The organism is Bacillus sp. RC240 (assembly GCF_044907945.1).
In the GTDB taxonomy this organism is placed as follows: Bacteria; Bacillota; Bacilli; order Bacillales; family Bacillaceae_G; genus Bacillus_A; species Bacillus_A mycoides.
Genome location: NZ_JBIYCT010000001.1, coordinates 212,692 through 227,846 on the forward strand (window position 1 = coordinate 212,692; position 15,155 = coordinate 227,846).

At 33.3% G+C, this 15,155-nt stretch carries 12 protein-coding genes; 10 read left to right on the plus strand and 2 right to left on the minus strand.

Annotated elements, in window-relative coordinates; genetic code table 11:
- Positions 1-82 precede the first annotated feature (82 nt).
- The 6 genes from psiE (at position 83) to ABH955_RS01060 (ending at position 6,653) form a co-directional block, all read left to right on the plus strand.
- Positions 83-502 (plus strand): phosphate-starvation-inducible protein PsiE, encoded by a 420-nt coding sequence (gene psiE, locus ABH955_RS01035; RefSeq protein WP_404456650.1) that lies wholly within the window; start codon positions 83-85, stop codon positions 500-502.
- 178 nt (positions 503-680) lie between these two features.
- Positions 681-1,613 (plus strand): bestrophin family protein, encoded by a 933-nt coding sequence (locus tag ABH955_RS01040; protein WP_404456653.1) that lies wholly within the window; start codon positions 681-683, stop codon positions 1,611-1,613.
- Positions 1,614-1,842: 229 nt separating this feature from the next.
- Entirely contained in the window at positions 1,843-2,820 is a 978-nt protein-coding gene (locus tag ABH955_RS01045) for an agmatine deiminase family protein (protein ID WP_002128426.1), read from the plus strand.
- Positions 2,821-2,864: 44 nt separating this feature from the next.
- The gene (locus ABH955_RS01050) at positions 2,865-3,686 is read left to right on the plus strand and encodes a MerR family transcriptional regulator (protein WP_404456656.1); all 822 of its coding nucleotides are present in this window, start codon (positions 2,865-2,867) and stop codon (positions 3,684-3,686) included.
- Between the two features lie 81 nt (positions 3,687-3,767).
- Positions 3,768-5,510, plus strand: a complete 1,743-nt coding sequence (locus tag ABH955_RS01055) for an amidohydrolase (protein ID WP_404456659.1) — start codon at positions 3,768-3,770, stop codon at positions 5,508-5,510.
- A 96-nt stretch (positions 5,511-5,606) separates the two neighbouring features.
- On the plus strand, positions 5,607-6,653 hold the full coding sequence (locus ABH955_RS01060; protein WP_404456662.1) for an agmatine deiminase family protein: 1,047 nt from the start codon (positions 5,607-5,609) through the stop codon (positions 6,651-6,653).
- A gap of 48 nt (positions 6,654-6,701) precedes the next feature.
- Here ABH955_RS01060 and pepF read toward each other — a convergent pair whose 3' ends face one another.
- A complete protein-coding gene (gene pepF, locus ABH955_RS01065; RefSeq protein ID WP_404490808.1) occupies positions 6,702-8,489 on the minus strand; it encodes an oligoendopeptidase F in 1,788 nt (595 codons plus the stop codon).
- A 118-nt stretch (positions 8,490-8,607) separates the two neighbouring features.
- A complete protein-coding gene (locus tag ABH955_RS01070) occupies positions 8,608-9,399 on the minus strand; it encodes an arylamine N-acetyltransferase family protein (protein WP_404456669.1) in 792 nt (263 codons plus the stop codon).
- A gap of 213 nt (positions 9,400-9,612) precedes the next feature.
- Between ABH955_RS01070 and amyS the strand changes: the two genes are divergently transcribed.
- The 4 genes from amyS (at position 9,613) to ABH955_RS01090 (ending at position 14,990) form a co-directional block, all read left to right on the plus strand.
- A complete protein-coding gene (gene amyS, locus ABH955_RS01075) occupies positions 9,613-11,154 on the plus strand; it encodes an alpha-amylase (RefSeq protein WP_404456672.1) in 1,542 nt (513 codons plus the stop codon).
- Positions 11,155-11,686: 532 nt separating this feature from the next.
- The gene (locus ABH955_RS01080; protein WP_404444161.1) at positions 11,687-13,588 is read left to right on the plus strand and encodes an endonuclease MutS2; all 1,902 of its coding nucleotides are present in this window, start codon (positions 11,687-11,689) and stop codon (positions 13,586-13,588) included.
- A 6-nt stretch (positions 13,589-13,594) separates the two neighbouring features.
- Positions 13,595-14,119 (plus strand): GNAT family N-acetyltransferase, encoded by a 525-nt coding sequence (locus ABH955_RS01085; protein WP_002137597.1) that lies wholly within the window; start codon positions 13,595-13,597, stop codon positions 14,117-14,119.
- A gap of 160 nt (positions 14,120-14,279) precedes the next feature.
- On the plus strand, positions 14,280-14,990 hold the full coding sequence (locus tag ABH955_RS01090) for a histidine phosphatase family protein (protein ID WP_404444165.1): 711 nt from the start codon (positions 14,280-14,282) through the stop codon (positions 14,988-14,990).
- Positions 14,991-15,155: the final 165 nt, after the last annotated feature.

The following is a 15,155-nucleotide window of genomic DNA, read 5'->3' on the forward strand; positions in this document are numbered from 1 at the left end:
GAATGTATAATTTTAATGTAACGATAATTGAATAAAAGTATATTGTCATTATTGGTTTATATGGAAAAGGAGAAAAATGTTTGTGGTAAAGAATTTTAAAAAAGTATTTTCGTTTTTCCCTATCGTTCTACAGTACATTATAAATGTAGCTTTGATCTGTTTGGGAATTGTTTTAAGTGTGTTTCTTATGAAAGAAGTCATTCAATTTATACAAGAACTTAAATTAAATAGTGAGGAATCTAGTTATCATTTAATTGATAGCATTGTCGTATTTTTTTTATATTTTGAATTCATCGTAATGATTATAAAGTATTTTCAAATGAACTTTCATTTTCCATTACATTATTTTATATATATAGGTATTACGGCTATTGTTCGTCTAATTATTATAGACCATGATAGTCCAATGGATTCATTGATATATGCTTGCGCGATTCTTGTATTAATTAGTGCTTTAGTCATTGCAAATTCTAAAATAATGCGTCGTGATTTAGAAGAGTGAACGTTTGTTGTTTAAATCAAAAAAGATGTTTTATCTTTTGGTAAAAAGGAGTAACAGTATTGAAAGAAATAATCTTAACCAGTTTTATAATAATAGGGTTTATGATTCTGCTATTTAATTGTATACTTTCATAATTTAAAAGAATAAAAGGTTAATAAGGAAAGAGGTTTTTGTAAATATGGTTCATTACAATAATCAAAATAGTTTACATCAAATATTTACATTAAAGGGAACAGTTATAAGAGATATTTTCCCGCAAATTTTATTATATATATGTATTTCAACGATAGTAACTGTGATTAATTATTATTATGTAGAAATAAAAATTAATCAAACTCCTTGGGTAATTGTTGGAGGAGCTTTAGGTCTACTGTTAGTTTTTCGTACTAACACTGCCTATGATAGGTATTGGGAAGGTAGAAAGTTATTTGGCACGGTTGGTGCTTGTACTAGAAATTTGGCAGTTAGTTTTTTATGTTATTGGGAGTCTGAAGGGAAAAAGACGGATCAGGAAAAATTAAAATTTTTACATTTGTTAATTGCTTTTCCAAAGATAGCGAAAGGACATTTGAGAGACGAAAAAGATTTATCCGAAATAAAAGCATTGTTTGATATTTGTTCTGAGAAGGAAAAAGAAATGTTGACTGAGTCTATTCATTTACCGATTAGTATAGTTTTTATGTTAAAAACTATACTATCAAAAGGTTTGAAAACGGGTCAAATTCACCCAAATGCAATAATTAATATGGAAGCTGATTTGAATACTCTGCTTACGGCTGTGGGTGGATGTGATCGGATCAAAACAACGCCTATTCCTTTTGCATATTTTGCTCATATTAAAATTTTACTGCTCATATTTTGCGGGACTTTATCGATTGGTCTTGTTGATAGTCTTGGATGGTTTACAGTACTTGCAACTACGTTCATAAGTTTTGCATTTATAGGGATTGAAGCAATAGGGGTTGAAATTGAGGATCCATTTGGTCAGGATCCAAACGATCTTCCGCTAGAAGGGATTTGCATAGGGGTAGAAACACATTTAGTGAATTTATATAATCAAAACGCCCTGTTAGAAGTAATGGATTTGAATCTTGATAAAAAAATCATCTAATCCGTCATTGTGTACGGCGATTAAAATTTAAAAATCTTGTCAAGAGTCAGTTTATGGCTTAACGACGGCTTTATATTTTTTATATAAATATATAATATTTCTCCGTGCTATAATCCATTCATGAAATGTGCACGTTTCAAAAATTGTAATGAAAAGAGAAATGAATTGGGGAATAGTTAGCTTATTGAAAACAGTTATTCAATCATTATTAAAAAGCGAGGTAAGTAATATGGAACAAAAACATAGTGGCATTATTTTTACTGCAATACCAGATGAATCGAATGAATATTATCGACCATTTTATGAAGACATTATTTATTTTAATGAATACTTAAATGAAAATAAAGCATTTACCGATCAACTTATATCTTTATCTGTTGAAGAGCAAGACTTTCATACAAACTTTTTTGAGTATGATGATATTTGGCTAAGAGATGTTGCACCAGTTGTAACAAATCATCTAGTTAAATTCAAATATCAACCAAATTACTTACCGAAAGATCAAGGACGATATTTAGATCAACAATTTAATAAATGGTTGAAAAAAAACGACTTTGAATATGTGACATCTCCATTGATATTAGACGGTGGAAATCTTATTTGGAATAAAAAAGATACCGTTATATTAACGGAACGCATATTTGATGATAATTATGATTGGACGGAAGAAGAAATTATAGAGCAACTGGAATGGGATTTAGATGTGAGTCGGGTTATTATTATTCCTGCTGAAGAGGGAGATGTACTTGCACACGCAGACGGGATGGTTAAATTTATTGATGAACATACAATGTTTATTAGTGATTTTTTAGGGGATCATGAATTTAGATATAAGGTTCAAGAGATTATTCAAGAGCAAATGCCAGAGGCTGAATTTATAGTTGTTCCTTCGTCATATACAGAGAAGGGTCAATACGATGAAGAGATAGCGTCAGCAAAAGGTTTATATATAAATATGTTAGAAACATGTGATACGCTTTACGTTCCTAAGTTTGGATTAGCTAAAGATGAGGAAGTTTTACGATATATTCAACAGCATACTGAGAAACAAGTTATTCAAAGTCATGTAGGAGAAATATCGACAATGGGAGGCGCGATGAATTGTTTAACGTGGTATTGTCCTAGTCATTTGTTACCTTCAAAAATGAAAAGGCTGAACGATCAGAATGAAGGTTCTTCAATCAGAAAAATATTTGATTGGTTTTAATAAATAAGCTTATATATAAGAAAATGTATTCAAGGGGTATTTATATGTATACAATTACTGAGTTTTCGCGGATTTGTAAAATGAGTACACGAATGTTAAGGCATTATGATAAAGAGGATATATTAAAACCAGCATATGTGAATCCGGTAAATGGATATAGATATTATGAGCAAGGGCAGCTTGAAATAGCGCTGAAAATTAAAAAGCTAAGGGAGTATAAGTTTCCTTTACCGAAAATCAAAATAATTCTTCAATCATCAGATCAAGATTCATTTATTAAACATATGCAATCACAAATTATAGAGTTGTCTCATGAGGTGAAACAAAATTTACAGGTTATTTCAGAAATGAATGAAATGGTAAATATGAATTATGCTTTAAATACTGCTTGTCATAGAAATTACGATATATTTATTGGAATGAGAAATGAAATAACAGTAATTGCTCAAAGACTGCAAATAAATATAGATGATATGGATGATTATTTTTATGACTTATATGAAAAAGTACAAAAGCATAACTTACAAATGGTCGGTTCGCCCTCTACGGTCTTTTATGATGAAGAGTATATTCCAAATGAAAGTGATGTTGAATTAAGGATTCCGGTCATGCATGGGAACAATAAAGATGTAGTACAAGAATATGAAATAAAAAAATTAAATCCACATCAAATCGTTACTACTATGCATTATGGAAGTTATGACTATATAGGCTACGCTTATATTGCGTTAGAAAAATGGATTGAAAGAAATGGTTATGTAATAGATGGTTCACCATATGAGGTCTACATAAAGGGACCTGAATGTGATTGTTTAGTAGAAGAGTATGTCACACAAATTTGTTTTTTAGTTATGAAAATAGACTGAGAATAAGGATTGACATTAACATTATGTCAATCCTTATTCTATTTATGTAAGTAATTCATCATAATAAAAAGGAGAAAGAATATGAAAAGAACAATCATGATTATTTGTCTGATTCTAAGTATGACATGGTTTTCAGCGTGTACTCCTGGAGTAGGAGAAGGTGAGAATGGTAGCTTCGTTCTACCAAATCAGTTGCCAAAAAATGTAGTGTTTAAAAATGGTACAATCTATACTTCAAATGACAAGCAAGACATTGTAGAGGCTGTAGCCGTTAAAGAAGGGAAAATTACATTTGTTGGTTCAAACAAAGATGTAGAAGGATTTATAAATGAAGATACGAAAGTGGTGGATTTACAAGGGCGTTTTATTCTTCCTGGTTTTGTGGACAATCACAATCATATATTTGAGGCGAAATCACCAGCAGCAGGGAATTGTAGTGTTTCACCGGATGCTGCGCTGCAAGAACAACGCTCGTATTTAAAGGCTTGTAAAAAAGATGTGAAAGATGGTGAATGGATAAGCGGAACAGGATTTAGTTTGGAAGAGCTGTTAAAAGATATGGACGAAAAATCAGAACAACAAACGCCATTACAAGTTCTTGATGAGCTATTTCCTAATAACCCTGTATTAATTATGGAAAGAACCTCTCATTCTGTATGGGTTAACTCAAAGGCATTGGAATCAGCAGGAATAAATAAAGAGACGAAAGATCCGCAAGGCGGAAGAATCATTCGGGATCCAGAGACAGGAGAACCTTTTGGAATTCTGTATGATACAGCTGGGGATATCGTGATGGAAAAAGCATGGAATTCTCAGCCTAATCTCTTTGAAAAAAATTATGAAGGTTTGTTAGACGGTTTAGATGAGGTTGCGAAGAATGGCATTACTACAGTCGGAGATGGACGTCTCTATTGGAAACGAGGCTGGTTAGATGTTTGGAACAAAGTTAATGATGAGAAAAAGTTAACATCGCGAGTAGTACTTCGTCCGTGGGTATATCCGAACTTAAATGAAGCAGAACAAATTGAGTATTTCAAAAAAATTAAGCGTGATGATGTATCATCTCGAATGCTTATTAATCAAGTGAAAATGTATAGTGATGGAATTAGTATTAACAGCACAGCTAAAATACTAGAAAAATATAAATTTGAGTGGTTTAAGGGAACACCGTATGGCTTGAACTATATTCCAGAAGAAAAAATGAAATGGTGGTTGACGGAACTGAATAAACTTGGTTACGGTGCACTCATTCATACGATTGGGGATGGCGGGGTAAGAGAGAGTTTAAATGCAATTGAAGCAGCGAAAAAAGAAGGGGCAAATCAGCCGTATACGCTCACACATGTTGAGATGGTAGAAGATAGTGATATAAAACGTTTTGCTAAGTTAGGTATTAGCGCTGATTTTCAAGTAGGCCATGATTTTGCGGAAGATCCTAAACAAAGCTGGGCAAGTACGTATTTTACAGATCAACAGATGAAACGAATTATGCCGTTAGGGCGAATTTGGAAAACAGGAGCAAACGTATCACTTAGTAGTGATTGGGATGTAAATGAACTAGATCCACTTGTGACGATTTCGAATGCACTAAGTATTGATGAAAAGGGCTTGTCTGATGTATACGCAGCTATTGATGCATATACAATTAAGCCCGCCAAAGCATTAGGTCTTGGTAATATTACTGGTTCAATTGAAGTAGGTAAATCAGCCGATATGGTATTACTAAATGAAGATATTACTAAAATGAGTGCCGATAAGATTCCGAATGCGAAAGTTTTAGTGACGGTTTTACAAGGAGAAGTAGTGTATCACAAGGGAAAATAAAGAATCAGTTTATGAAGTAGTTAATATATTTCTGTTGACCTTAACACGATGTCAAAGTTTAGACTGAACTTACATTCGAAGAAGGGGTGAACACGTATGAGAAATATAGAAAATAGTTTGTTTTATATGCCTGCTGAGTGGGAAAATCATGAGGGAACATGGCTCCAATGGCCTCATGATAAAGCTCATAGAGGTGAAGGTTACAGATCTAAGCTAGATGATATTTGGGTAACGATGGCAAAGGAGCTTCATTACGGAGAGATTGTGCATATTGTTGTATATGATGAAGAAGAAAAAGTACATGTACAATCGAAGTTAATTGAAGCGAAAGTGGATATGGATAAAATTGATTTCTTAGTTCAAGAGACGGATGACGTGTGGATAAGAGATAATGGACCGATCTTTGTAAAAGATAAGGAAGGCAATCTCTGTTTAACACACTGGGTATTTAATGGTTGGGGGGATAAATATCCGTATGAAAATGATGCTGTTATTCCGGAAAAAATAAGTGAAATGTATAGCATTCCAAAAGTTAAATCTAGTGTCTGTATAGAAGGTGGAGGAATAGAGATAAATGGAAATGGCACCTTAATGGCGGCAAAAACTTCTATTATAAATGAAAATCGAAATCCTACACTAAATCAGGAAGAGATTGAAATAGAGTTAACGAAGTATTTGGGAGTAACGAATTTTATATGGATAACTGGTATTCGCGGAGAGGATAATTATGATGAAGATACAGATTACCATATTGATGGGGCAGCGCGTTTTGTAAATGAAAATACAATTCTTTATGAATATGATCCTTTCGGGGAAAGCGAATCATACCTTTTGGAGGCGTACGAAAAGCATTATCAAGAATTGAGACAAGCAAGAAATATAGATAGAAAGCCATTTCAGCTCATACCAGTACCGGTGACAAGAAAAGTGGTAAAAGAAGCAGACTGTAAGGGCTCATATTTGAACTTTTATATTGGAAATGAAGTTGTATTAGTTCCTATATATGGCGATGAACATGACAAGTTAGGGCTTCAAATCATTGAAGGGCAGTTTCCAGGAAAAAGAATTGTCGGTGTTTATGTAAATGAACTGTATGCGTATGGTGGTATGATTCATTGTGTGACGCAGCAACATTTAGCATAAAGTAACCGAAATGAAAAAAGCATGCAGAGTATATACTCTGCATGCTTTTTATAATGCTGAAAACTCTTCAACAAGTTGGGTGAATCGATTTAATGCACTTTCAATCGGTTCTGGTGTAGTTAAATCAACGCCAGCTTTTTTTAGTAGGTTTAATGGATAGTCAGAACTTCCGCCTTTAAGGAATTCAATATAGTTTTTCTGAGCATTTGGATCACCGCTTAATAATTTATCGGCGATTTGAATGGCAGAAGCGAATCCAGTTGCGTATTTGTATACGTAAAATGGACGGTAGAAATGAGGGATTCTAGACCAGCCATATTTTACTTCTTCGTCAAATACGAGGGAGTCGCCATTATATTCTCTAAATAAGTTTTCGTAAATTTCGCTAAAGACTTGGGCGTTTAATGGTTTACCTTGTTCGGCCATTTCATGTGTGATTTTTTCAAATTCTGCAAACATGATTTGTGTAAAGAAAGTACCTTTAAAGCTATCGATAAAGTAGTTAATTAAATGATTACGTACGTTCGTTTCTTTTGCTTCTTTTAATAAATAATGAATTAATAACACTTCATTTACTGTAGAAGCGACTTCTGCAACAAAAATGGAATAGTGTGCAGAAATTCTCGGTTGGTATCCGTGTGAGTAATGCGTATGCATACCGTGCCCGCATTCATGAGTAAGGGTGAAAAGGCTATTTAAATCATCATGATGGTTTAAAAGAATGAAAGGATGAACACCGTATACACCAAAGTTATAAGCTCCAGAACGTTTTCCTGGTGTTTCTCTCACGTCTATATAGCGTTTATCTTTAAAGTTTTTTAATGTTTCGATATATTCTTTACCTAAAGGAGCTAGTGACGCGATCATTATATCAAACGCTTCATCGTATGGAATGTCTTGTTTTACACCTTTTACTAAATCAACACTCAAGTCGTATTGTCGTAGTTCATCTACATTTAATTTTTCTTTTCTAAGTTCATTATACGTATGTAATGATTGAATGTTTTTTTTCGTTGTCTCAATTAAATTTTCATATACTTCTTTCGGAACCATGTCGCCAAATAATGATTTTTCTAAAGCTGATGGATATTTTCGTAGCTTTGAGACAGTAACATTATTTTTAATAGCTGCGGACAAAGTAGAAGCGATAGAATTCTTTAATTGAACGTATGGTTTGTAATAAGCTTTATAGGCTTCTTCACGTTTCTCACGATTCTCATCTTCTATTAGCTTTGAATACATTCCACGTGTTAAGTTTACTTTTTCTCCATCATCAGTAGTCACTTCACCAAAAATTATATCTGCATTATTTAACATGCCAAATGTATGCTGCGGGGAGGAGAGTGCTTCACTCATTTGTGATAAAATCTCTTCTTGGTCTTTATTCAAAACGTGTTTTTTATAACGGTATAGCTCAAATAAGTCTTCTTTATAATAGTGTAAGCCTTCTGTTTCTTCTATGTAAGAATGTAATGTGTTTTCATCTACACTAAGTAAGAATGGGGAAAAGAAAGATTTAGCCGCACTTACTTTCACGTGTAATTGTGATACTTTATCGACAAGGGATTGAGCGTCAGTATCGCGTGTATCAAGATCAGATTGTAATCGTGCATAAGCGAACATTAAAGATATTATGCTAGATATTTCTTCACTCTTTGTTAAATAAGCTAATAAACTATTGCCGTCGTGAATATTTCCATTAAACTTGTGTAATTCATTCGTTAATACTTCAATTTTATGAAAATCGCTTTCCAAATCTTCAATTGTATGATAAATATCCGTTAAATCCCATTTTTCTTTATCAGCTACTTGTAGTCGATCTTTAAGTTCTGTCATAATCATTTCCTTTCTAAATATGTAGTTATATTCCTATATAACTATGAAATACAACAAATTGCAAAAAATCCCTGCTGGAAAATAAAAAGCCTTGCCGGAAATGGCGAGGCTTTAAAAGTTATAATGTAATGCCGAACGTTGAATGAAGGAGGTTTGTATATTGCTCTTTTGTAATTGTTTTTTTTGTTTTATTTCTATTTTTCGTTACTGTAAGGCTATCTTTTGTTAATGATGCGTGCCCGTCATGAGTAAGTTTTACAACAAGAGGTACTTTGTTAAATGGTGAACCTTCATGTTCAACAATAATTTTTTGTGCTGCATTTACTTTCGTTTCATCCACTTCTTCCAAGTAAAATGCATAACCTACTGTCCAATCATCAGTAGAAGATTGATCTAGAAACTCATTGCTTTTACGCATTTCTAAAATATAATTACCTTTTTCAGTCGTTTCTTTACGAATACGATAGTCGCCTGTTACAGAATGAACGATCTCACCTGAGAAAGGAACAGGGGAAAGGGGTAAATATGATCCGAAACCTACTTCAATTAAGTAAAGTTCATTATGATGTTGTAAAACAGTTGCGATATGCCCTGAATCTACAGCCCATATAGAATTTGCAGCGTTATAAACTGTTCCTGAAACGAGATGGACATCGAATTTAGAGTCTTTAAGGAAGTAATACATAGTAGGATTGAGTTCATAACAAAGGCCGCCACGGTTGTTTATTAAAATTTTTTCTTTTAGATTTTCTTTTGATATTTCTTTAAAGTTGTTTTCGAGAATATTTAAGTTTTCAAAAGGGACAGATTGTGACATTGCGTACATAATGTTAGGTAAATCTTCAAATGAAACTGTTTCTTTTTCTTCTATATTTAATCGTGCGAAAAATTGTTTTTGAAAGTTTGTCATGAAAATCCCTCCGTTATGATTTTATAGGTAAATTGTAAACAATCTTGAATAAGATGTGAAATTTAAACTATGTGGGGGTACTTGTGGAATATGTGAAGTTACGTGAAAAATAATGTGAGAGATTAAAAGATTACTACTTTACTAACTGTAGAACGAATATTATAATAATTTTAATAAATTATGCAAACGTTTTCTTGAAGGGATGGTGTAAATATGTTGAAAAGGATTATGGTAGTCTGTTTATTGTTTACTTTACTTTTCCCTAATATATATGAGGGGAATAAGGCGGAAGCAGCAACGATAAACAATGGAACATTAATGCAGTATTTTGAGTGGTACGCTCCGAATGATGGGAATCATTGGAATCGTTTGCGTTCTGATGCTGGAAATTTAGCTCATAAAGGAATTACATCTGTATGGATACCACCTGCATATAAAGGGACTTCACAAAATGATGTAGGATATGGAGCGTATGATTTATATGATTTGGGGGAATTCAATCAAAAAGGAACGGTGCGGACGAAATATGGGACAAAAGTACAGTTGAAATCTGCAATTGAAGCTTTACATAAGCAAAACATCGATGTATACGGTGATGTAGTTATGAATCATAAAGGTGGAGCAGATTATACTGAAACTGTCACAGCTGTTGAGGTAGACCGTAACAATCGAAATATTGAAGTGTCAGGTGATTATGAAATTAATGCATGGACGGGGTTTAACTTTCCAGGGCGCGGAGATTCTTATTCTAATTTCAAATGGAAATGGTATCATTTTGACGGAACGGATTGGGATGAAGGAAGGAAATTAAATCGAATTTATAAATTTAGGGGTATAGGTAAAGCATGGGATTGGGAAGTGTCTAGCGAGAATGGGAATTATGATTATTTGATGTATGCAGATCTTGATTTTGATCATCCTGATGTTGCGAATGAGATGAAAAATTGGGGGACGTGGTATGCGAATGAATTAAATTTAGATGGTTTTCGTTTAGATGCTGTTAAACATATTGATCATGAATATTTACGCGATTGGGTAAATCATGTCAGACAGCAAACGGGGAAAGAAATGTTTACAGTAGCTGAATATTGGCAAAATGATATCCAGACTTTAAATAATTATTTGGCGAAAGTCAATTATAATCAATCTGTATTTGATGCACCGCTTCATTACAATTTTCATTATGCTTCAAAAGGAAATGGGAATTATGATATGAGAACTATTTTAAATGGAACAGTAATGCAAAATCACCCTGCACTCGCAGTTACTCTCGTTGAGAATCATGATTCTCAACCTGGACAGTCATTGGAATCTGTAGTAAGTCCGTGGTTTAAACCGTTGGCATATGCATTTATTTTAACACGTGCAGAGGGCTATCCTTCAGTTTTCTATGGTGATTACTATGGGACAAGCGGAAATAGTAGTTATGAAATTCCAGCGTTAAAAGATAAAATTGATCCAATTTTGACGGCACGAAAAAACTTTGCATATGGTACGCAGCGTGATTATTTAGACCATCCAGATGTGATTGGCTGGACAAGAGAAGGCGATGGTGTACATGCTAATTCTGGTTTAGCGACATTACTCTCGGACGGACCAGGAGGATCAAAGTGGATGGATGTTGGAAAGAATAACGCTGGGGAAGTATGGTACGATATTACGGGTAATCAAACAAATACTGTAACAATTAATAAAGATGGATGGGGGCAGTTCCATGTAAATGGAGGCTCGGTTTCCATATATGTTCAGCAGTAAATTGGTGATGAAAAGAAGAGGTAGACTGAAATATAAGTTCTCCTCTTCTTTTTTACATTCTGCATAGTTATTAAAGTATGACACCTTTACTTCTTATAAAACATATAGTATGATGATTTCAATAAATTAGATTTCAATGAACATAAAATATAAATTAATGAGAGGTGCTTTTTGTGAGTGCGGTAGGTACTAAATAGGAAAAATTTAATGAAATAAATCGGATAAGACCAGGGGATTTTTATGTACATCATACCCCTAATTTTGTCATGGATTTATTTCGAAACCTATGAAGATACCTACAATACTTTATAAAGCGTGTAATAAGGGGATTGCCATCTGTTTTTTTATGGCTTATTTCCTCATATGTTATTACACTTGCCTTGTAAATGTAAAAGCTGCGGTATCCCCGCAGCTTTTTTGTATATGTTTTTGATGTATAAAAATGGTAATTGAATAATGTAGAATTCATTGGAATCTAATGAGTAGGTATCTTCATTGATGATAGAAATCAATCATAGTGAGGAGAAACAAAATGAATACGATGACTTTTGAAAAGTTACAATATAACGAATTAATGGAAATAGTGAAATCATATTGTATAAGTGGATTAGGTAAGGAATTATTAAATAAATTAGAGCCGAGTACGAGTATAAAAGTAGTGAGAAATCGCTTAAATGAAACGACAGAAGCACGAGCTATAGTAGATGCAGAAGGACATGTTCCTTTCTTCGGAATTTCCAATATCGCTAGTACAATTCAAAAATTAGAAAAAGGGATGATTTTAGATCCAGCAGAGTTAGTGAGCGTTTCAGACTTTTTACGTGGATGTAGAAAGATTAAAAAATTTATGTTAGATAAAGAATTCTTTGCGCCAGTATTAGCTTCTTATGCAAATTCAATGACTGAATTTAAAAGTATTGAAGAGGAAATTAACTTTTCAATTAAAGGAAATGGCATTGATGCAGCTGCTAGTAAAGAGTTAAAACGAATTCGAAATAACATTGATTCTGTAGATGGAAAAATAAAAGAACGTTTAACGAAATTTTTAAATAGTAGTGCAAATAAGAAATATATTCAGGAATTCTTTATTAGTAAGAAGGACGATAGGTATACGATTCCAATTAAATCTTCTTATAAAAATCAAGTTGCGGGAAGTATAGTTGAAGCATCTGCAAAAGGTTCTACTGTATTTATAGAACCACATACGGTTACAAAATTAAATGCGGAACTCGCAAGTTTGAAAGCAGAAGAAGCGATGGAAGAGTATCAAATTTTAGCGACATTATCAGGAATGGTATTAGAAAACATTTATCATATAAAAATTAATATGGAACTAATTAGCCAATATGATATGGTATTTGCGAAAGCGAAATTTAGTAAATCAATCGATGGAATAGAGCCGAAGTTAAATGATCATGGCCACATTCATTTAGTAAATTGTAAGCATCCGCTTTTAAGTGGGAAAGTAGTACCGTTAAACTTTGAAATCGGTCAAGAATACCGTAGTTTAATTATTACAGGACCGAATGCAGGCGGAAAAACAATTGTGCTAAAAACAATAGGATTGTTAACATTAGCGACGATGTCAGGTTTGCACATCGCTGGAGATAAAGAAACGGAAATTGCTATTTTTGACAACGTATTTGTAGATATTGGTGATAATCAAAGTATTGAAAATGCACTAAGTACATTCTCATCGCATATGAAAAATCTATCCGAGATTATGAGGATGTCAAATAATAATACATTACTACTATTTGACGAAATAGGAAGCGGTACAGAACCGAATGAAGGTGCGGCGCTTGCGATATCTATTTTAGAAGAATTTTACCTTGCGGGATGTATTACAATTGCGAGTACGCATTACGGTGAAATTAAGCGTTTTTCAGAAATGCATGGTGATTTTATGAACGCAGCAATGCAATTTAATAGTGAAACACTAGAGCCACTTTATAAATTAGTGATCGGTAAATCAGGTGAAAGTAATGCACTTTGGATTGCGAATAAAATGAATGTGAGAGACCATGTACTGCAAAGAGCGAAAGAGTATATGGCAAATAAAGAATACGCTCTAGAAAAAGTGAATGAAAGTAAAATTAGAAAACCAAAATTCGTGCAAGAAAAAAGAGAAAATGACTATGAATATAAAATCGGTGACCGTGTGAATTTATTGGATCATGATGATTTTGGTATCATCTATAAGGAAAGAGATAATTTCTATAATGTCGTTGTATATTATAACGGTGAATTCGTTGAAGTGAATGTAAAACGTATTACTTTAGAGGTAGCGGCGAAAGAATTATACCCAGAAGGATATGATTTAAATACACTATTTGTCGATTATAAAGAAAGAAAAATGCAGCACGATATGGAGCGCGGATCGAAAAAAGCGCTTCGTAAAATTGAAAAAGAAATAAGAAAGAATAGAGGATAATATAGAATGGTAACGATTAGACAAGAACAACAAAATGATTGTAGTAAAACTGAAGAAGTTGTAAAACAAGCATTTTCAAATGAAGAATTTAGTGATAAAAAGGAACATGAACTTGTAAAACGTATTAGAGAATGTGACGCGTTTATTCCTGAATTATCAATCGTTGCAGTAGATGAGGAAATAGTCGGGCATATTATGTTATCAAAAATTAAGATAGAACAAGACGGAACTTCTGTAGAATCATTAGCACTTGCACCAGTATCCGTTGCTAGGGGCCATCAGAAAAAAGGAATTGGCGGAAAACTTATCGTAGCTGCTTTAGAAAAAGCGAAAGAACTAGGATATGAATCTGTTGTGGTATTAGGACATCCAGAGTACTATCCGAAATTTGGATTTAAAAAAGCAAGTGATTGGAATATAAAAGCACCATTTGAAGTGCCAGATGAAGTGTTTATGGTGATGGAGTTAAGAGAGAATGCTCTTCAAGGTGTAGAAGGAGTTGTACAATATTCGAGTGCTTTTGCTGAGTAGGAGAATCGATTAAGAAATGTAATCATAAAAGATGCTATCTTTTTGTAGGAATATACAGAAAGATAGCTTTTTTTATTAAGCAGATCTACTTACGTATATTTTGCTCAATGAATAATTGAGATGGTAAAATTGATATAGAAATGTAAAGGGAGAGAATATGATGAAGAATCGAGAAACAGATAGCAATGAGAATGTAGTTACGTTATATGTTACAAGACATGGTAAAACAATATTAAATACGAATCATCGCGCGCAAGGTTGGGCAGACTCTCCGTTAGTAGAAAAAGGTGTGGAAGTTGCCTCTAATTTGGGAACGGGATTAAAAGATATTCATTTTGCGAATGCGTATAGTAGTGATAGCGGTCGAGCGATTGAAACTGCTAATTTAGTATTAAAATATAGTGAGCAATCAAAATTGAAACTTGAGAAAAGAAAAGATTTACGAGAATTAAATTTTGGTATTTTTGAAGGTGAAAAACTTGAAAATATGTGGGATGTGGTTGGGAAAGCTGCGGGCGTTGCATCTCCAGAAGAACTCATGAAGTTTTCTATTCAAGAAGTGATTAATCTTATTAGAGCAGCAGACCCTACGAAACAGGCGGAAGATTGGGAATTATTTTCTACTCGGATAAAAACAGAGATTGATAAAATTAGTGAAGAAGCTGCTAAAAATGGAGGTGGCAACGTTTTAGTTGTCGTTCATGGGCTTTTGATTACTGCCTTAATAGAAATGTTAGACAGTGCCAAAACAAAACTTGGAGTGGAAAATGCAAGTGTGACGAAGATTGTATATCAAGATGGGAAGTACACAGTCGAATCAGTTGGGGATATGAGTTATGTTGAAAAAGGAAAAGAAAGTGTGGAAATATAATTAAATCTCAAATAGAAATAAGAAAAAGAAGCTAGAAAGATCTTAACGAGATCTCTTTAGGGTGAGTTTTACTCAACATAACAAATAAGATCGTATGCCTTTTCGCATAAGCGGAAGGGTCTTTTTTTATTGATTTAAATCATATTTCGTTGATTTTGTACCAAA